Source organism: Paraferrimonas haliotis, from assembly GCF_002282895.1.
Lineage (GTDB): Bacteria > Pseudomonadota > Gammaproteobacteria > Enterobacterales > Shewanellaceae > Paraferrimonas > Paraferrimonas haliotis.
Window position 1 is genome coordinate 121445 of record NZ_NRRB01000007.1, and the last position, 20883, is coordinate 142327.

General features: G+C 46.6%; 17 protein-coding genes. 12 read left to right on the forward strand and 5 right to left on the reverse strand.

Going from position 1 to position 20883, the window contains the following annotated elements:
- Positions 1-247 precede the first annotated feature (247 nt).
- From CLC91_RS13600 to CLC91_RS13630, 7 genes are all read left to right on the forward strand, one after another.
- Positions 248-769: a hypothetical protein gene (locus CLC91_RS13600; RefSeq protein ID WP_095499447.1), complete on the forward strand. Its 522-nt coding sequence runs from the start codon at positions 248-250 to the stop codon at positions 767-769.
- Between the two features lie 50 nt (positions 770-819).
- On the forward strand, positions 820-2121 hold the full coding sequence (locus CLC91_RS13605; RefSeq protein WP_125828503.1) for a multiheme c-type cytochrome: 1302 nt from the start codon (positions 820-822) through the stop codon (positions 2119-2121).
- Positions 2122-2343: 222 nt separating this feature from the next.
- Positions 2344-4257, forward strand: a complete 1914-nt coding sequence (locus CLC91_RS13610) for a multiheme c-type cytochrome (RefSeq protein WP_095499449.1) — start codon at positions 2344-2346, stop codon at positions 4255-4257.
- 797 nt (positions 4258-5054) lie between these two features.
- Entirely contained in the window at positions 5055-5720 is a 666-nt protein-coding gene (locus CLC91_RS13615; protein WP_095499450.1) for a class I SAM-dependent methyltransferase, read from the forward strand.
- Positions 5721-5730: 10 nt separating this feature from the next.
- Positions 5731-6276: a Der GTPase-activating protein YihI gene (gene yihI, locus CLC91_RS13620; protein WP_095499451.1), complete on the forward strand. Its 546-nt coding sequence runs from the start codon at positions 5731-5733 to the stop codon at positions 6274-6276.
- Positions 6277-6476: 200 nt separating this feature from the next.
- On the forward strand, positions 6477-7853 hold the full coding sequence (hemN, locus tag CLC91_RS13625; RefSeq protein WP_095499452.1) for an oxygen-independent coproporphyrinogen III oxidase: 1377 nt from the start codon (positions 6477-6479) through the stop codon (positions 7851-7853).
- A 257-nt stretch (positions 7854-8110) separates the two neighbouring features.
- Entirely contained in the window at positions 8111-8467 is a 357-nt protein-coding gene (locus tag CLC91_RS13630; protein WP_095499453.1) for a DUF3718 domain-containing protein, read from the forward strand.
- Here the strand turns inward: CLC91_RS13630 and CLC91_RS13635 are convergent.
- The 4 genes from CLC91_RS13635 to hutC form a co-directional block, all read right to left on the reverse strand.
- The gene (locus tag CLC91_RS13635) at positions 8464-10689 is read right to left on the reverse strand and encodes a winged helix-turn-helix domain-containing protein (protein ID WP_095499454.1); all 2226 of its coding nucleotides are present in this window, start codon (positions 10687-10689) and stop codon (positions 8464-8466) included. The genes CLC91_RS13630 and CLC91_RS13635 overlap by 4 nt on opposite strands.
- A 167-nt stretch (positions 10690-10856) precedes the next feature.
- Positions 10857-12389, reverse strand: a complete 1533-nt coding sequence (hutH, locus tag CLC91_RS13640; RefSeq protein WP_095499455.1) for a histidine ammonia-lyase — start codon at positions 12387-12389, stop codon at positions 10857-10859.
- Between the two features lies 1 nt (position 12390).
- Positions 12391-14079 (reverse strand): urocanate hydratase, encoded by a 1689-nt coding sequence (gene hutU / locus CLC91_RS13645; RefSeq protein ID WP_095499456.1) that lies wholly within the window; start codon positions 14077-14079, stop codon positions 12391-12393.
- Between the two features lie 19 nt (positions 14080-14098).
- Positions 14099-14806: a histidine utilization repressor gene (hutC, locus tag CLC91_RS13650; protein ID WP_095499457.1), complete on the reverse strand. Its 708-nt coding sequence runs from the start codon at positions 14804-14806 to the stop codon at positions 14099-14101.
- A 74-nt stretch (positions 14807-14880) separates the two neighbouring features.
- Here hutC and hutI point away from each other — a divergent pair, with 74 nt between their 5' ends.
- On the forward strand, positions 14881-16107 hold the full coding sequence (gene hutI / locus CLC91_RS13655) for an imidazolonepropionase (protein ID WP_095499458.1): 1227 nt from the start codon (positions 14881-14883) through the stop codon (positions 16105-16107).
- On the opposite strand, the gene CLC91_RS13660 is transcribed toward hutI, so the two are convergent.
- Positions 16100-16492 (reverse strand): acyl-CoA thioesterase, encoded by a 393-nt coding sequence (locus CLC91_RS13660; RefSeq protein WP_095499459.1) that lies wholly within the window; start codon positions 16490-16492, stop codon positions 16100-16102. The two genes, hutI and CLC91_RS13660, sit on opposite strands and share 8 nt — an antisense overlap.
- 189 nt (positions 16493-16681) lie before the next feature.
- Here CLC91_RS13660 and CLC91_RS13665 point away from each other — a divergent pair, with 189 nt between their 5' ends.
- From CLC91_RS13665 to CLC91_RS13680, 4 genes are all read left to right on the forward strand, one after another.
- A complete protein-coding gene (locus tag CLC91_RS13665; protein ID WP_095499460.1) occupies positions 16682-18130 on the forward strand; it encodes an alpha/beta hydrolase in 1449 nt (482 codons plus the stop codon).
- A gap of 1 nt (position 18131) precedes the next feature.
- Entirely contained in the window at positions 18132-18866 is a 735-nt protein-coding gene (locus CLC91_RS13670) for an ABC transporter ATP-binding protein (RefSeq protein WP_095499461.1), read from the forward strand.
- On the forward strand, positions 18863-19996 hold the full coding sequence (locus CLC91_RS13675) for an ABC transporter permease (RefSeq protein ID WP_095499462.1): 1134 nt from the start codon (positions 18863-18865) through the stop codon (positions 19994-19996). The genes CLC91_RS13670 and CLC91_RS13675 overlap by 4 nt, the downstream gene beginning before the upstream one ends.
- A gap of 102 nt (positions 19997-20098) precedes the next feature.
- Positions 20099-20848: a hypothetical protein gene (locus CLC91_RS13680; RefSeq protein ID WP_095499463.1), complete on the forward strand. Its 750-nt coding sequence runs from the start codon at positions 20099-20101 to the stop codon at positions 20846-20848.
- The last annotated feature ends 35 nt before the right edge of the window (positions 20849-20883 follow it).

A 20883-nucleotide genomic window follows, 5' to 3' on the forward strand; every position in this document is an offset into this window, starting at 1 on the left:
TTTCGCTAATTTTTCATTAACATTCCCGCCCGCATAACGTGACCCGAATCACATCCTCAATTTCATGTGTAGTTTGTTTAAAGATGCGCACAACATTTACCACACAAGACTTACCCCCAAAGGGATAAGCTTGATCCAGATCACACGTGAATTTTAGACACCCTTGATATTATCCACAGTAGATTGGTGGCTTCTAGATTGAAGCAGACACCAACAAAACTAAAATTACATATGCAGGGTAAATCCTATGAACAAAAAACTATTATGGGCAGCAATGTTCTCCGCAGTGGCACTAGCCGGCTGTAACGGAAAAGACGGCGCACAAGGTCCTCAAGGACCTGAAGGTCCTGAAGGCCCAGAAGGCCCAGGTACAAATCCACCAGTTGCTGAGACTTTCGAAGTTGTTAATGCACAATTTGCGAACTTAGAGCTTGGCGACAACCAGTTAAGTGTTGAGTTCGAATTAACGAATGAAAACGATCACGTAATCACTCAGCTTAAGCGTGTAAGAGCTTATGTTGCACGAGTACAAGACGGTGGTCTTGGTGCATCTCATAATGGCGGTTATGGCTACGTGAATGGTGATGACACTACTGAAGGCGCGTCTTTAGAACAAACCGAAGACGGCATGTACAAGTTTACCACTCCTATTGCTTTAAGCGATAGCCAAGACCCACAAATCATTGTTCGCCTAGGTGGCGGCACTGATGGCATTCCATCGCAACGCCCTCTAGTACTGCGTACCTCATTCCATCGCAACGCCCTCTAGTACTGCGTACCTCAGAGATGCTCGCTAAATCAACTGATGATAAAGCTTGTATGACCTGTCACGTAGATTATGCAACAACCAGTGCTAAGCATGCTGGCTTTGTCGGTAGCTACTCAAACCTTATCGATGGCATGGCTGGCGAAATGGCGTTTGTAGACAGCTGTTTAGGTTGTCATAACCAAGTAACTAAGGGCGATGAAGCGTCTGAAGGTGGTTATGCTACCAACACCATGCAAAAAATTGGTCACATAAACCATCAGAAATTTTCTGTCGGTTTTGAAGTAACTAATTGTACCAGTTGTCATACAGCACCAATTACAAATACCGACCGTGGTTGTGTTGACTGTCACGGCGATAGCATGGCTACCGTTGCAACAAGCATGGATTGGGCGCAAGTTCATAGTGAAGTTGCAGAGCGTAAAGCGTTTATTGAGAATCACCCAATGACTGCGTCTTTGCGTGAAGAAGGTATCGATGGCGCTAATGGCTTCCCACGCTACTGCGTAGATATCGCTGTTAAAGACTTCGATATCAAACAAGCCGTAGACGAAGGCCGTTTAGAAAGCCCATCGTATCCTGGTGATCCAGAAAGTGGTATCTCTGCATACATTCATGGCTTCTATGAGCCAACAGGCATCATCAACTACCGTTACAGTCGTATGCGTGCTGGCACAACCTACGAGAATGCTATTAAGACTTATAATGCAGATGGCTCTGTAAGTATCTGTGCAGATACCGCTGAAATTCCTAGTAACATTAACGCTATGGGTTCTATTCGTTTAACGATTGATGGCGCTATTGGTGTGACTGGTTACACTGAAGCCTACAAACGTAAAATCGTAGTGAGCGATGACACCTGTATTACTTGCCACAATGCTGTTGATCACTATCATCGTGGAGGCTTTTTCGCTGAAGGCGGCCAAAGCTGTATAGCCTGTCACAATGCTGGCTATGCTAGAAATGCAGGCGCAGGATATGGGCCGATGGTTCACAGCCATCACTTCGGAGCCAAAGCTGCGGAAAAACAAGCAAATGGTCAAGCGACGTCACTAACAAAGCTCAACGGTGCTAATTGCGTAGCTTGTCATGCTGACGGTACTTTAAAACTGAATGAAGTTTCTTCGGCAATGCTTTTACGCCGCAATGATGTTCAAGACTCTAACATTACGGCTAACTGCCAAGGCTGTCATACTTCCGATGCTGCTGCGAGCCACATGACTTCTCAAGGAGGCCTGATTAGTGAACCTATATCTGGCTCTGCTCCAAGTTGGGAAGCAAGTTACAGCGAAAGCTGTGCGGTATGTCACGACCAAGGTAAAACCTACGGTATCGATAAATACCACAACCTTTAATCTCTTCGATTAAATGATGCTTAAGCCCCTCAAATGAGGGGCTTTTTTGTTGCTAAAACCTTTGTGTGAAAAGAACCATTCAATGTGTGTTCGATACTACTTAGTAGGTAACTGTCACAGTCTATTTTTTTCACCTTAATTAGAATCCGCGCAGGTTTAACTCCCACTACTTAAGTGTCGGAGTAAAACATTTTTTAATAACCAATTGCAGGGTTAAACGTTATGATGAAGAAAACACTACTGTGGGTAGCGCTGGCTACCGCTGTCGGCCTCGCTGGCTGTGGCGGCAAAGACGGTGCAGCCGGTCCCGCTGGACCACAAGGGCCTCAAGGACCTCAAGGACCAGAAGGTCCAGGTGCTCAGCCGCCTGCGGCTGAAGTAATTAACGACGTAAACGTCAATATTGTCAGCTATGACATGGGCGATCACGTTATTAGCTTCGACTTCCAAGTGACCAACGAGGAAGGTTTACCAATCACCACTCTTGATCGCGCATATGCAAAAGTTGCTAGCGATCAAGACGGCGGTTTGGGTACACCTCGTGATGGCGGTACTGGCTACTACAGTCACCTAAGCGGTCGCCATGGTCCTGAAATGACTGAAGGTGCTACCTTAGAGCAAGTTGCTCCTGGTGAGTATCAATTCTCAACACCAATCACCGTAACTCCGGATAGCGACCCATTGATCTCACTTCGTGTTGGTGGTGATAAAGTTCCAGCGTCTAAATTCCAAATTGTTCGTACATCGCAAACGTTTGCAAAAACCACCGCCGATGCTCAGTGTAATGCTTGCCACGTTGACTACACGTCAACCAACGCTAAACACGCCAGCTACGTAGGTGAATATTCGAACTTAATTGAAGATAAAGCCGGCCAACAAGCGTTTGTAGAAAGCTGCATGAATTGCCATAACCAGCTTCCTAAAAACAATGACGACCCAACTAAGGGCGGCTACGCCAGCAATACCATCCAACACCTAGCTCACACCAAGCATTTAGGTTTTGGTGCGGCATTTGATATCACTAACTGTTCAACTTGTCACGCTGCGCCCGTTGTTCAAACTGAACGCGGTTGTTCGGATTGCCACGACAATCAAGCGGCAGCAGTTAACACAGATATGGACTGGCGTTTGGTACACAAGTCAGTAGCTGCTCGCAAGGCGCTCTTGGCTGACAATGCGCTTACTGTAGTTACTGAAAACAACGCCGCTGGCGATTTTTGTAACGTGGTAACCGCACCCGATACCACCGATCTTGAAGCGCTATATGGTGACGGTTCTCACGATGGTGTGAACAGCTTCGTATACTTGAGCACTTATCTGCACAACTACGATGCGGCTAACAAGCGTTTCGTTGATCGCGCGCTAACCAGCCATAATGCACCTAAAACCGTTACCTTCCCGCAAAGCAATGTCATGAGCGTTTGTTGGAATCCACAGTACGTTACTAAGCGTGATGGTTATAGCATCGAAGGTTCGGTACGTATCTCATTAATGGACCCTCTAGGCGATGGCAAAGCGGTCATGCTGCACGCAAACTCTGCGGATGTTCGCAACGTTATGCCTGAAGGTGCTTGTACTAACTGTCATAATGGCTTTAATACCCTTGAAGACATTTTCCAGCAAGACAATGGCGACGGTACTGCGAAAGTAAAACCGCACAAGTTCTACGGTGGTGTTGATGATGGTGGTACCGGCTGTATCGCTTGTCACAATAACGGTATGACTCGCGGTGTTTCAGCAGGCTTTGGCCCAATGATCCATGATTTCCACTTTGGCGCTAAAGCCAAGGAACGTGCCGATTTCGAACGTTCAAGCGGTCAAATCTCTTCTCGCAGTCTCGCCTCAGCTGAAAAGCTAAACGGCGCTAATTGTAAGGCTTGTCACTCAAACGGTTCCATTGACCTAGACCAAGTGCCAGCCTTCACTATGATGACCAAAGCAGGCAATGGTAAATCGCCAATTTCTGCCAACTGCCAATCTTGTCACAGTTCAGATCAAGCACAGGCTCACATGCAAAGCCAAGGTGGGTTCTTCGATGGAACTAACGACAGCACGGTAAAAGCTGCAGAAAGTTGTGCGGTTTGTCATAGCGAAGGTTCAAGCTATGGCATCGAGAAGTACCACAACATCAAATAAGCTTGTCATCAGGCTTTAAGCGTAAAACCCTCCTATATTAGGAGGGTTTTTTATTTCCGCCTTAACGTCACGAATCATCAAAAAGATCAAATTTGTGATTCACTTAACAGTTGACTCTGAGTTTGTGATCGGATAAAACTAGTGCAACTCAAGTAAAGACACCGCTGTCTCGAATAATGATGAACAAGCTGTGCGGTATGTTTTACTCGGTAGTAAATATAAAAACAATAAACAACAATAAGATATAAATTAGGAACCTTAATTCCTCGAAAAGTGTGAAGCTTGTCGATTGATTATTTATCCTAAATCTATATAGTGAGGCCCATAGCTTTTGGCTATAAGAATGATGAATGGCCTCATTGCCATCATGGACGGACTTCAAAAAGGATAGTAATTTTCGGGAGTGAGAATTACGGCATAGGAAGCTAATAGCTAAGGATGCACCGGCAGGAAGCTCGTTATCATTGGATGGTATTGCTTTAATACGGATGGTTGTTTCGGCGTTAGGATGACGATTTATACTGAAGTGGTAAACTTCACGTTGTACCTATACCTGTTTGAGGTATATGGGAAATAATAAAGGCCATTAGGCCAATAACAAAAAAGCAGCACGGATAGCTAATAATAACAAGTTGGATTTAGGTGAGGATTGCCTAAGAAGATTAGACGGACTTTTGAATAGCTTATGATGTTAGCAAGCATCTAAATTACGAAGGCGACAGTTTATGAACTGTCGCCTTTTTTATATTTTACGCTTGAGTATAATGGGTTATCGATGGCCCGCTTAATGGATGGTTATGCCCAATTGCCCGCTTTGCCTGTATTCAGGTACTTTGCCTTATCACCAAGACAAAAAGCGCCATTTTTTTCAATGCCAACAATGTCGATTGGTCTTCGCTGACCCCAACAGTTTATTGCCTCCTCAGGCAGAAAAAAGTGTTTATCAGAACCATCAGAATACGCCAGAAGACAAAGGCTATCGCAAGTTTCTGTCGCGCCTTGCAGAGCCTCTCAAGGAGCGCTTACCGCTTTACCAAAATGGACTGGATTTTGGCTGTGGCCCCGGACCAACATTACATTTGATGTTAGAAGAGGCTCAACATACCGTATCAATCTATGACCCTTACTTTGCTCCTGACCGCCAAGTTTTGCGTCACAAATACGATTTTGTAACCTGCACTGAAGCCATCGAGCACTTTTACCGGCCAGGGCGAGAATGGCAACTCTTGTGTCAATTGTTAAAAGACAATGGTTGGTTAGCCATTATGACGAAGCTGGTTATAAACGAGGCGGCGTTTGCCAATTGGCACTATAAAAACGATCCTACCCACGTAAGCTTTTTCAGCCGTGAAACCTTTGAATATCTCGCAAAACGAGACGGTTTCTCTCTAGAATTTATTGGACAGGACGTTATTTTGATGCAAAAAACGTCTATTTCTGATATAAAGCGCCTCCCAAATTGAGAGTATTGCTATGTCACGTTCTAAAAAGTCACGTAAAATTAACGCTAATGGTCCTCGCCTTCAAGCTAAGGTGAAAGGAAAGAGCGCTCCAGAGTCAAAGAAGAAAGGACGCGGCCTTAAAGCGGGCAGCCGGGTTTCGAGCGCCGCCAAATCGACCGCGACCCAAAAAACCGCTGGCGCACTATCAGACCCAATGCATGGCAGTAAAAAGCCGGTATCGCTAGTGGCATCGAAACCAATCACGCAATCAAAGCTTCCGTTACAAGAGCGGCTAAACGAAACACCGCCAGAAACACGACTCATTCAGTTAGAAAACGACCCACGCCTTAATCGCTTATTAGACAAAGTGGATGCGGGTGCCAAGCTGTCAACCTTAGATAGAAAGTGGATGAACGAGCAATTAGATATCATCGCTGCCTTAATGGACCAACTTGGCATTGAAGTGGATGATGAAGAGCCACAAAATCCATCACTCAGCGACGAAGACCGTATGCTTTCAGAGTTCGATAGCGGCTTGGATGCATTGAATCAATTTCGCGAAGACAAACACGAATAATAATTCCCATAGCTAAGCTCGGTGATGTGCGCTAAAGCACAACTCCGAGCGACAATGCTGGTCATTTTCTTCGTTTTCTAACAAACTCCTCCTCAACTAAATGATTGTCGGTTTTGATACCTTGCTCAAAGATCATTGAGCAAAAATTCGGCATAATTTACCCATTGCTAAAACTACCAATATTTTAACGGAGGCAGGCCTTGCCTAGTTCGACACAGATTAGTTGGGATCAAGCCATGATCCAAAAGTACAACTACAGCGGACCACGATACACGTCTTACCCTACAGCGCTTGAATTCAATGAAGAGTTCACTGAGAACGATCTTCTCACTGCGATTGAAGGAAGTGACAGCCGCAAGTTGTCCATTTACCTGCACGTTCCGTTTTGCCATAAGCTTTGCTACTACTGCGGCTGTAATAAGATCGTTACTCGCCACCAGCACAAAGCGGACCAATACATTGAGTACTTGGCACAAGAAATCATCAAGCGCGCGCCTTTGTTTAAAGACTACACCGTAACCCAAATGCATTGGGGCGGCGGCACGCCAACCTTCTTAAGCGAAGAGCAGGTTGCTCGAGTAACTAAATTGCTTAAGCAAAACTTCCATTTCGCGGATGTGGGCGAATTCTCAATTGAGATTGATCCTCGCGAAATAGAAATGTCGATGCTAGACACGCTTAAAGCCGCGGGCTTTAATCGCATCTCTGTTGGTGTACAGGATTTCAATAAAGAAGTTCAAATTGCCACCAATCGTGAGCAAGATGAGCAATTCATCTTTGACTTAATCGGTAAAGCACGCGAGCTTGGGTTCGTGTCTACTAACGTCGATTTAATCTACGGTTTACCTCATCAAACGCCAGAAACGTTCGCAAAAACCATTGAGCGCATACTAGAGTTGTCGCCTGACCGCTTGTCCGTATTTAACTACGCTCACTTGCCGGATCGTTTTGCTGCACAGCGCAAAATAAAAGATGAGCATTTACCTTCTCCTCAGCAAAAGCTGGAAATTTTGCGTCAAACCATCGAAACATTAACCGGAGCCGGTTATCAGTTCATTGGTATGGACCACTTTGCGAAACCTGATGACGAGTTAGCCAAACTGCAGCGTGCCGGCAAGTTACACCGTAACTTCCAAGGCTACACCACTCAAGAAGAGTGTGACTTGCTTGGTTTAGGCGTATCGTCCATTAGTCAGATTGGCAATTGTTATGCGCAAAACCAGAAAGATTTACGCCCATACTACGAGTCAATCGATGAGCAAGGTCATGCATTGTGGAAAGGTTGCTCGCTAAATCAAGACGACAAAATACGTAGAAAAGTCATCAAGCAGTTGATTTGTCACTTTGAGCTAGATATGGCGGAAATTGATGAGCTATTCGGCTTAACCTTTGAAGAGTATTTTGCCGAAGATCTGAAATTGCTACAGACCTTTATTGATGACGAGTTAGTCACCTTAACCAATCGCAAACTAGCCATCAGCGAAACGGGACACCTGTTAATTCGCAATATTTGTATCTGTTTTGATGTCTACTACCGAGAAAAAGCTCGTCAACAACAGTTCTCTCGAGTGATTTAAACCTCTAGAAAACCGTATCCAAGGAAAAGCTCAGCAATAACGCTGAGCTTTTTTATGCAAAAAAACAATTCCTTCTGAAACACATTTAAACACCTAAATTTTTAATAAATATAAAGTTAAACATTTTCATCATGTTTTCAATGGACATATTTAAGCTAATAAAATGAATAAAATTGCCTTTTAAACAGGTGTTGGCATGGCGTAAAGACTTTACTTTGGGGTAAGCAACTTTTGCTTCACATCTAAGGAGAACGACCATGAATATCCGCCCACTTGCACTTGTCACCACCTTGGTTATTACCGCCCCTAACGCATTGGCTCAAGATCAAACCGCCCCAGCGTTATCACCGTATATTGAAACCGCGTTGATTGACGTTTGTAAAGCCGCCATGAGTGATAACGTATTACGTATGAATCGCACCATTCGCGGCTATCGACTTAAAACCAAAACCGTTGCTCTTAAGGTCATGTGTAATGGGGAGGACATTTCAACATTTGCATCTAACCAAGGCGCTTATCGCACATCAGAGCGATTAGAAAAAAGTGTCGGCCAAGTGGGCATTCAAGATATTGCCATGACCCAAAAGTATCAGGTGAATTTTGAACTTGATTAAGGTGTATAAATGGATTGCAACTGGAGTCGCTTACGCTGCTGGCTAAGCGACTCTTCGATATAATTCTGCCATTGTGAAAATCGGCTAGATTGTTGTAATTGCTGCAACGCTGGATGCGGACCACCATAGTTGACGTCGTGCCAGCATAACCAACCATCGGCCAAAGCTTGTTCAAAGGCTTGCTCCGCCGCAGCCGATTGTTGTAGTACAGTTAACGCTATCACATCTAAAACACCATACCCTGAGACCCCAACTCGATTAAATGGCTTAATTCGTTCTAATAGCCGTCGAGCTAATCGATGCGCTAATGCGTCATTGCCCAATTGATATTCGGTCCAGGCTAAATCCGCCATCACATAAGGCTTACGACCCAGTTGATGGCTAGCTTCGTCCTCTGTTAGCTCTAACGCCTGCGCCAACACCTGTTTAGCCGCCTTGAATTGGCCAGCAAGCATTAATAACCTTCCGTGCAAATATAAGGCTTCAAAACTGTGATTAAGTGCGGCATACATTTGAGCGATGTCTACCGCTTGATGATATTGCCCTTGCAGCAGCAACACCATGGCTCGGCGATAATAGTTTGCTTCCGATGATTCAATATTGGTATTGGCTAAATAGGTCTCAATGGCCCGCTCGGGTTGATTCAACGCGAATTGGCTATCGCCCATGAGGTATCGCCAGGGCTCAAAATTATCAGCCTCAGTCATCAACATAACAGCTTGATCGAACTGCCCTTGCCAAAAGTAAAGTCGTGTTAGCAGTTGTCTCCCGATATCGTAGTGCGGCAACATCGAAACCAAGTACTCAAGTTGGCGAATAGCATCTCCATTCTGGCCCATTTGGCTAGTCAAGCGAGCCTGTTGAAAGTTCGCTAACGGATAGCTAATGTTCGCATCTGTAGCTCGTCGATATTGTTGTAACGCCTCTTCAAATTTTCCTTGGGCGCGAAACATGTTGCCTAATACAACTCGAATTTCAGGGTCGTTCTCTCTTACCGCCAGCGCATTATTAAATGCCTCCAATGCCAAGTCATACTGCCTGAGGCGTCGATAATGCAACGCTTGTAGAAACTGAAAGCTGGTGCTTTGACCGTCCTCTACTTTCGCCTGTTGATAAATTTCACCCAGATTGGGTAACTGGAAGCTGGTTTCATAACTGCTTAATCGGTAATAGGTTATGGCTAATTCAGATAGCACTTCTCCTGATTGTGGGTAAGTAGAGCGGGCTCGCTGTAACAACTCTGCCGCATTAATAAGACTTAGGACAGGGTCAGTATCCATCGCCCGACGAGTACTGCGAGCTTGATTAAGCAGTGCCAGAACCTGAATTTCTGATACCGATAAACTGGCCATATCGAGGCTGCTTTCACTGCTTACTTGAATAAAACGGGCCACGGTTCGGCTCACTGAGTTAACCAATTGAGGCCAATCTTTTTCCTCACTTTCAAACGCCTGACTCCAAATAACTTCGCCGCTGTCGTACCGAGAAAAATGCACATTGATTACTATGCTTTGCTGCCCTCGAGTAACACTACCACTAATAGCAAAGCTTTGGTTTGCCGTAATCAGCGCGGTAGAGCGTTGCGATGTTTCAGAAACAATAACCGGTATTCTGCTGCCTCGTAGTTTCGCCAATTGAGTGAGCACTTGCTCTGACAACACATTAGCAATCGTTTGACTGTTATCGGCATCATCCATTCCAGAGAAGGGTTGCACAATCAAATTAATACTCTTATTGACGCTGACTTGCGGACTGGCTTCACTGCTTGCCCACCACCACACACCCGCAAAAATCATTGAGACCACCAGCAACACAAATACCGCCATGAGCCCCACTCTTAGCCGGTTGGTGGTTAACGGTGCGGCTGAAACAACGGGAGACTCAAACGGCAGTCGTTCCACCTGCAACATATAACCTTTTTTAGGCACGGTTTTTATGAGTTGATGCTGCTTGTCATCATCTTGCAATTGCTTTCTGAGAACTGAAATTGCTCGAGTAAGGCCTTCGTCACTGGCATAGGGGCGCGCCCATACCGCATCCAGCAATTGCTCTCGAGACACAACGTGATTGGCGTGTTTCGCTAGGAATACCAGTACATCCATAACCTTAGGTTCAAGATGTATCTCGGCTTGAGGCTCGGTCATATCGACCGGTGAAATCACAGAACGTTCGGGGTCGACACGCCATTGAGCTACGGTAAACGGGTCAGTCTGAAGCCCCATGATTCGCTCTATTGAAAGGTTAAGATTTAATTTTAGAACAGACTCAGGGTTTTGGTTGAAACAAGTGCAACGAATTGTGTTTGCAGTCGCCCATCAAAAAGCCTCATCGGCAATGGTCAATCAAGGCTGGATCGACCCTCAACGATGAGGCTTATATTATCACTCGATTAGAAGCTCGCTAATATCGCTTGAGGCATATATCGATTGTAACTTCCACTGCCAATCAAGTCGGCAGCGGCCTCTATATCAGGGGCAAAATAACGGTCTTTATCGTAGTAACTTACCAAAGTTCTCAACTCTGCTTTTGCTTCAGCAACTGCCTGACTCGGCTGCAATGGCTTTCTAAAATCAAGCCCTTGAGCAGCAGCAAGTAATTCGACAGCCAATACACCACGAGTATTTTGGGCCATATCGAATAAACGACGAGCTGCAAACGTTGCCATAGAAACATGATCTTCTTGGTTGGCGGACGTTGGCAGACTATCAACGGATCCAGGGTGCGCTAGGGTTTTGTTTTCAGAAGCCAGCGCCGCAGCGGTGACTTGAGCAATCATGAACCCTGAGTTCACGCCACCATTCTCAACCAGAAACGGTGGCAATTTCGACAAATTAGAATCGATCAGTAACGCGATTCGACGCTCCGCAAGAGCGCCAATTTCCGCGATGGCTAACGCTAAATTATCAGCGGCCATGGCAACCGGCTCTGCATGGAAGTTTCCGCCCGAAATAAAATCCTGTTCGGTATGGAACACTAATGGATTGTCTGTAACCCCGTTGGACTCAATCGCAAGCACTTCTGCCGCTTGCCTAATTTGTGTCAGGCACGCTCCCATCACTTGAGGTTGGCATCGCAGCGAATAAGGATCTTGAACTTTTTCGCAATCAAGGTGGCTGTCACAAATTTCGCTGCTATCACTCAACAGATGGCGAAACACAGCGGCGGCATCGATTTGCCCTTTTTGTCCACGAATGGCATGCACGCGGGCATCAAAAGGAGAACGCGAGCCCATGGCAGCTTCAACGCTCATAGCACCAATGACCGAACCGGCTGCATACAAGTCTTCGGCAAAGAACAGACCTTGCAGTGCTAACGCCGTCGATGCTTGAGTTCCATTAAGTAACGCAAGCCCTTCTTTGGCGGCAAGCTCGATTGGCTCTAAACCGGCAATGGCAAGACCTTCCTCGGCGGAAATGATCTCACCTTGGTAACTCACCTCTCCTTCTCCCAGCATGGGTAAGCACATGTGAGATAAGGGCGCTAGATCACCCGATGCCCCCACCGACCCTTTTTCCGGAATGCACGGGTAAACTTCCGCATTAAGCAGAGCAATCAAGAACTCTATCACTTGCAAACGAATGCCAGAAAAGCCGCGAGCTAATGAGTTAATTTTTAGCAACATCATTAGGCGTACAGTGGAGTCTTGCATGTAGTTGCCGATTCCTGCTGCGTGAGACAAAACGATGGAGCGTTGCAGCAGTTTTAGATCGTCATTGGCGATACGAGTATTGGCAAGCAAGCCAAAACCCGTATTGATACCATAGACAACCTGATCCTGTTGAATGACTTGCTGAACCATTTGCGCACTTGCTTCAATGTCTTTAAGAGCGCCTTCGTCTAACTTGATGCGAACTGGACCATGGTTGGCTTGACGCAGTTGGGCCAAACTTAGCTGTCCTGGAATTAACGTGAGTTGCAACATATTACTTATCTCCTAACATCGGCAGATCCAGGCCTTGCTCTTTGGCGCAATTTTTTGCAATGTCATAACCCGCATCAGCATGGCGCATTACGCCGGTTGCAGGGTCATTCCATAGCACTCTACTTACGCGTTTGGCTGCGGCTTCGGAACCGTCACAAACAATAACGACTCCAGAGTGCTGGCTATAACCCATGCCCACGCCACCGCCGTGGTGCAAGCTTACCCAAGTAGCGCCACCCGCAGTGTTAAGCAGCGCATTTAGCAATGGCCAGTCTGAAACAGCATCCGAGCCATCGAGCATAGCTTCTGTTTCTCGATTTGGACTCGCCACAGAGCCAGAGTCTAAGTGGTCGCGACCAATCACCACGGGTGCCGATAGTTCACCATCAGCAACCATTTGGTTGAATGCCTGTGCTAAACGAGCGCGATCCTTTAATCCAACCCAACAAATTCGTGCTGGCAGCCCTTGAAACGCTATTCGCTCACGGGCCATATCCAGCCAATTGTGCAGATGCGGGTCATCGGGAATTAATTCTTTTACTTTGGCATCGGTTTTATAAATGTCTTCTGGGTCGCCAGAGAGCGCAGCCCAACGAAACGGCCCAATACCTTCACAAAATAGCGGTCTAATATAAGCCGGTACGAACCCAGGGAAGTCAAAGGCATTAGTTACGCCTTCATCTAACGCCATCTGACGAATGTTATTACCATAGTCGGTGGTCGCCGAGCCGGCTTTCTGTAAATCAAGCATGGCTTGAACCTGTACTGCCATTGATTGCTTTGCGGCTTTAATTACCGCCGCTTCATCGCTGGCACGCATTTGCGTTGCTTTTTCAAGCGACCACCCCTGAGGCAAATAGCCATTTAATGGATCGTGTGCTGAGGTTTGGTCGGTCACTACATCCGGCACTATCCCACGACGCACAATTTCAGGGAACACATCAGCGGCGTTAGCCAGCAAGCCTACCGAAATGGCCTTGCCTTGCTTAGCAGCATCGTCTATCAATGACAGAGCTTCATCCAAGCTTTTCGCTTTTACGTCTACGTAGCGGGTACGTAAACGAAAATCGATGCGAGTCTCGTCGCATTCAACAGCTATGCAGCTAAAGCCGGCCATGGTAGCTGCTAGCGGCTGAGCGCCGCCCATGCCACCGAGTCCGCCCGTTAAAATCCAACGCCCTTTGGCATCACCGTTGAAATGTTTTTTGGCCATTGCCACAAAGGTTTCGTAAGTACCTTGAACAATGCCTTGAGTACCGATATAGATCCAAGAACCCGCCGTCATTTGACCGTACATCGCCAAACCGGCTTTATCCAGCTCATTAAAGTGTTCCCAATTCGCCCACGATGGAACCAAATTTGAGTTGGCAATCAGGACTCGAGGAGCATCGCTGTGAGTCTTAAACACGCCAACCGGCTTACCCGACTGCACAAGTAACGTTTCGTCGTCTTCCATGCGCTGCAACGTTGCCACAATTTTATCGTAGCATTCCCAATCTCTTGCGGCGCGACCAATGCCACCGTATACCACCAAATCTTCCGGACGCTCCGCCACATCGGGATGCAAATTGTTCATTAACATTCGCATTGGCGCTTCAGTTAGCCAAGATTTACAACTCAACTGGCTGCCGGTGGGAGCCTTTATCACACGCGATGGGTCGTGACGCTTATCTTTGGAAGCTGTGTTCATGCTACTACTCCAATTAAAATTATTCGTTAATATGCAACTCACCACCGACTCGGTAGCGGCTGCCAGGATGGGTTAATAGAGCAAAACTCACGACACCTTGAGAACTCCAAGTGCGGCGAGCGATTTGCAAGCAAGGTTCGTTTAACTTGATCGTTAAGTGTTGGGCCATTTCGTTATCAGCGGCAATGGCTTCAATGGTATGAGTAGCCTGAGTCAATGGTGCTACTCGAGAAAGATAGTGATGTGGCGTTTGTATGCGAAAATCTTGTTCCGTGTACTGTGGGACTAGGCGCGCGTTGACGTAACGTTGTTCAAGCTGAATAGGGTAGCCGTCTTCGCAATGAACCAGTTCACTGTATCCAACCAAACTCTCAGGCTCCACACCCAGCACTACGGCAATTTTAGCACTCGCAGGTCGCGTTTCTAAACTGAGCTGAAGCACGCTGTAGCCATGGCCTCGCTCGTTAATTTCATCCGCAATATTACGAATTTCAAGTAACGACGACTGGCTTTTCAATTCAGCGACAAAGGTACCCAAGCCTTGCGTTCGTACCAAGGTTCCTTGCTGACACAGTTCTGTTAACGCCCGTCGAGCCGTCATGCGGCTGCAAGCAAATTGTTTTGCCAACTGGTTTTCCGAAGGTACTTGGCAATATTCCAACCACTTACCCGCTTCAATCTGGCTGCAAATGTATTGCTTAATTTCGATAAATTTAGGCAAACTCATGCTATTGTTTCTCTGCTTTGATATGCTCAATCACATTGCTTGTATATACAACCACGTTCGCAGAAGGAAATCAAATGGACTGGGACCAACTCTGGATAGACGTTAACTTAGCCACGATGGATCCAAATCAACCCAATCGTTATGGTGCAATTTACAACGGAGCTATTGCCATAAAAGACGGCAAGATAGCTTGGCTAGGAGAGCGCAAAGATTTACCGGCATTTGATATGCATAAAGTGGCCATCCATAAGGGGAATAATCAATGGATGACCCCCGGGCTCATCGATTGCCATACCCACTTAGTGTTCGCAGGGAACCGTGCAGACGAATTTGAGCAGCGACTACTGGGCGCCAGCTACCAAGAATTAGCTCAACAAGGAGCTGGCATCCTCTCCACTGTGCGGGCAACACGAGCTGCTGAAGAAGAGGAACTGTTCGACGTTTCTCGAAAACGCTTGAATACCCTAATGCAAGAAGGGGTTACTCATGTGGAAATTAAGTCAGGCTATGGCTTAGATTTAGCATCGGAACTTAAGACTCTTAAAGTTGCTCGTTATTTAGGCGAAGTGCATCCTGTAACGGTTTCTACGACGTTTCTAGGTGCCCACGCGTTGCCGCCAGAATATGCAGGCAAACCTCAAAAATACATCGATTTCGTGTGCCAAGCGATGCTACCGGAGGTCGCTAAACAACAACTTGCCGATGCTGTAGACGTGTTTTGCGAAAACGTTGGGTTTGACTTAGCACAGAGCAAGCAAGTACTGGAGGCTGCCAAAGCCCTTGGCTTGCAAACCAAAATTCACGCGGAGCAACTCTCGAATATGGGGGCAAGCGCAATGGCGGCCAATTTAGGAGCGCTGTCGAGCGACCATATTGAGTTTCTCGACGAAACAGGTGTCAAAGCACTCGCTGATAACGCCAGTGTTGCAGTGCTGTTACCCGGGGCGTTTTACTTCTTACGCGAAACACAGCTGCCGCCCATTGACTTGCTTCGCCGGCACAAGGTGCCAATGGCATTGGCTTCAGATTTTAACCCCGGAACCAGCCCGTTATGCTCACTTAAACTCATGCTTAACCTAGGGTGCACTTTGTTTCGATTAACGCCAGAAGAAGCACTTGCAGGCATCACTCGCAACGCCGCTCAAGCGCTCGGTGTTGGTGAGCGAAAAGGTATGCTGCGAGTTGGCATGGAGGCGGATCTGGCAATGTGGGATATCGATAGCCCCGCCGATTTGAGCTACAGCTACGGGGTTAATCCGTTAACCCAATTATGCATCCAAGGCCAATTGCAAATTAGCTAAGCTGCTGTAATTGCGCTCTTATTGCCACTGGAATTGGAGCGCTTTTATTAGCCTGATAATCAAAATGGACCATAGTCGTTTTTTGTAACGCGAATTGCTTGTCATCCTGAAATAATGCTTGGCTGACTTCAAATGACGCGTTTCCTAATTTACTGACCCAGGTTTCAACTCTAATTTCTCGACCAAAATAACTGGGTGCGTTCAGTTGCACCTCGTAACCCGCAACAATTAGATTCCATTGTTCGATGTTCATGCCTGGATTAAAAATCTCGAATATAGGTTCGCGAGCCGCCTCACACCATACTGGTATTACCGTATTGTTAATGTGGGCTAGCGCATCGGTATCATTGAATCTTGGTTTTATTTTTTCTATTAAACGACTCACAGGCTTGTCCTTGTTATCTAAACGCGATGAGGTTACCACAGCAACATCAGCTCACCAACTCTCAAGCATTTTGCTAAGCTAGTGCAAGAAAAAGTAATTGTTACAACTGTAATTTTACTTAAAGTCTGTGTGTGTCATGATAGAAACTAATAACAACCCGTCATAAAGTGACCTAGAGGATTTCATGGAATGAGAGCCATAATTCTGCCATTACTACTGCTGTTACCGTCTCTAGCTGTTGCGGAGAATATTGATACGCAGTCGTGTTACGTTGATGGCCTGTCAGAGAAGCTCGAATGCGGTTCAGTGTCGGTGCCGTTGGACTACCAAAACCCCGACGAGCAGCAGATCGACATTCACTACCTTATTTTGCCCGCCATCAAACCACAAGCTGGACAACCGCCGTTGTTGGCGATATCTGGCGGGCCAGGACAGTCAGCAATTGATAGTGCGAGACTGTTTAATCAAGTGTTTAGCCGAGTGCGTCAAACCCGAGACATACTGCTAATCGATCAACGCGGTACCGGCCGCTCTGCCCATATGGGCTGTTCCGACTCAACGTTAGCGCAAGCCTTGGCGATTGATGACCGCAAACAAGACCTTGTTCTAGAAACTCAAAAATGCTTTGAGCAATTACCTTATCCAACTCAATTTTTTGATACGGAGAGCGGTGTCAGAGACTTTGAGAAAGTTCGCTTAGCATTAGGCTACCCCAGTGTTCATTTATACGGTATTTCCTATGGCACCCGTGTTGCTCAGGTGTATCTGACTCTGTTTCCACAAAGCGTATTAACCACGACCTTAGATGGTGTGGTGCCAATGCAACAATCAGTCATTGCCATTGGGCACTCCATTGAACGCGGTTTTAATTTGGTCATGCAAGATTGCCAAGAAAATTTAGACTGTAATCGCCAATACCCCAATTTAGCGGGTCAGTTTAAAGCTCTGAAAGCCCAATTGGCAAAGAAGCCAGCCACGCTCAAAGTAGCTGACCCATTAACGGCAGAGCCGCGTTCACTGATTCTTACTCAAGCTAAGTTGCTCGGAGCGCTGCGAATTGGCATGTATAGTCCGAGCACTCGTGCACTTATACCTTACGTCATCGATCAAGCCGCCCAAGGAAACTACAACCCGATTACTGGTTTTATTAGTATGACCTTCGGTGCTGGCGAATTGGCAATGGGCATGCACACAGCTGTTATTTGTGGAGAGGATTACCCTCGCCTCGACGACGCCCTAAAAGCGAGCATGAGCGACAGTTACATTGCTTCAGAAATGATAAAAATGTTTGATGTCGCTTGCCCAATGTGGGACATGCCAAAGGCTGACCCTCAATATTCCAATGCCGTTGCGACCGATAAGCCGGTATTGTTACTCTCTGGCGAACTTGACCCGGCAACCCCGCCTAGTTGGGGTGAAATGGCTAAGGAACGTTTAACCAATGGTCGCCACATTATCAGCCCCTACGCAAGTCACGGAGTGGCGATGCAAACCTGTGCCGGTCGTATAATCGCAGACTTTATTGAAACTCAATCCCACTCTGGCTTAGATACCGAGTGCATGGATAATGACACCCGCCGCAGCTTTTATTTAAACGCCAACAGCACCGAACCCAACTCCACCAAGGAAGAACAATAACATGATAGAAATCAATGACCTTTCGAAAAAGATTGGTGATGTTCAGGCCTTAGACAAGCTAACGTTCACCGCTCAGGATGGACACATCACTGGCATACTCGGCCCCAATGGTGCGGGCAAAACAACGTGTTTGCGGGTACTTTTTGACCTACTCAAAGCAGACTCTGGACAAGCCTTGGTTGATAGCATTGATGTGGCAAAGAGCCCTATAAAAGCCAAACGAGCATTGGGGTTATTTCCCGATCCTTTTGGTTTATATGAGCGGTTAACGCCACGAGAGTACATCTCCTTTTTTGCCGGTATCAACGGTTTGTCCTCCAAACAAGCTAAACAAGCGACGCAAGAGGTAATCGAATCACTTAAACTTGAAGACATCGCCGACCGCCGATGCAAAGGGTTCTCTCAAGGCCAGAGAATGAAAACCGCGCTGGCACAAGCCATCGTTCACAAACCGAAAAACATCGTTCTCGACGAACCCACTCGAGGGTTAGATGTCATGAGTACTCGCGTTCTTCGGCGAATACTGGCGGACTTAAGAGAACAGGGGCATTGCGTCGTGTTTTCAAGTCACGTCATGCAGGAAGTGGCGGCGCTGTGCGATAACGTCATCCTAATGTCTAAAGGCAGAGTGGTCGCTCAAGGATCGCCGCAACAGCTTATCGAGCAATCGGGAGAGCAGAACTTAGAGGACGCCTTTATCAAACTGATAGGCAGTGACGAAGGAATTGCCGCATGAGACAACTATTGATCATCCTTAAAAAGGAATTGGTGGATGCCATCCGAGATAAACGGTCGGTCATGGCTGGGCTTTACTATTCCATTGGTACCCCCCTCATTATTAGCCTTTTGTTTATGGTGCTTATCGGTAAGGTGACTGCGCCTGATACATTAAGACTAACGATTATCGAGCCTGAAAGAGCTCCTGATTTGGTGCGCTATTTGACAGCACATAACATTGAGCATTCTTCCGATAGCACCAAAAAGGACATCGAGATCAGTTTTTCAGAAAACTATGCACAACAGTTGAATCAAGGGCTACCTGCAGAAGTGTTTGTGAAGGCCGACTTTTCGGACAATGAATTGCAACAAGCTTTGAGTCGTATTAGGCGCACAATGGATGGATATGCCCACGAAATTGGACGGCTACGACTGGTGGCTCGGGGAGTCGACCCCAGAGTCACCCAAGTGCTCGATGTGCAACAGCAAGATACTGCCAAAGCGGTTGCCAGAGGTGGTTTCATCTTAGGTATGGCCATATTCATCATGATTTATTCGGTGTTTATATCCGGAATGAACCTGGCGATTGACACCAGTGCCGGAGAGCGCGAACGTGACTCGTTAGGACTTATGCTCAGTCAACCTGTGACGCCAATGACCATTACTTGGGCGAAAGTCTTGTGTGTTACCTTGTTCGCGATGCTGGGACTGGTGTTGACGATAGTATGCTCCAAAATTGCCTATACCTTTGTTCCTTGGCACGAATTGGGGTTCGACGTGAATATTAATTCCGATTTAGTCATCGCAATGTTCATTGTTGGTATCCCCATTTCGCTCATGGCTGCGAGCATGCAACTGTTTGTATCCTTTATGGCCAAAACATTTAAAGAAGCTCAAAGCTATTTAACCATCGTGTTATTTGTCCCTCTTGCTTTGGCCATGACAGCGAACTACGAGATAGCGCCGCACGTATTGAAATGGTTGCCGGTATCAGGACAGCAACAAGCATTAATGGCACTGGTAAAAGGTCAAGAGCTGCCCATCCTGGAATTGGCCGTCGCCTCAGGCATCACATTGGTGATAGCTTTGGTGCTAACGTTCGCCATCAATCGGCTGCTTAAAAGCGAAAAAGTAGTCTTCGGACTTTGACGAAAGTCCACTCCTTGCCTAGGGTTATAGCGTTACGTTCTAAAGTGTTATAACCCGCTCCCAGAAGTATGCTGTTGGGAAGAAACCCTTAAGGAGTCGGATATGTCTAACCTATCCCGTGCATTAGGGTTAACGATGGCTGTTTCGTTAACCTTAATCAGTTTTCTAAGTATCGCAGAAGAGTCATCACTTGCTCGGGTGTACACCCTTCAAGTCAGCTATGACCAGCAACCTGATTTCGAAAAAGCGTTCAAAGATCACATTGCTTGGCGCAAAAAAGCTGAAGATCCTTGGCAATGGATGGCGTATCAAGTCATTGACGGCGAAGGTATTGGTAACTACATCGTGCGCAGTGGCAACCACAAATGGGCCGATTTTTCTGCCAGTGACGAATTTGGCAAAAAAAGTGCTAAACAATGGCGAGAAGGCCCAGCTAAATATGTCGCGCGGGTAAGTAGCCACACGACCACCACATGGCAAGATACCATTAATTGGCCAGAAGAAAATTTTGATCCTCAATTTTTCCAGATTAACGAGTATCGAGTCAAAATTGGCAAAATGGAGCAGCTACACCAAGCAGCCAGAGAAATGCATAAAGCCATTATGGAGCACAAATGGCCAGTAAATTATGCCTTTGTGCAAATAGACTCCGGCGGCCCAGCAAATCAAGTGACTTTGGTGCTACCGTATCTGTCTTGGAGTGCTATGGAACAGCCAGAAGTGAAACTGCAAGAGGTGCTAGTGAAGACGTATGGAGAAGAGAAAGCTGCTGATATTCTCGGTCGTTGGAGTGATGCGGTCTTAGAAATTAATACTTTTATGCTTAGGAAGCGTGGCGACTTAGTGGAGTAAATTTGTTTGGGCGGAGAACATACTCCGCCCTTAAC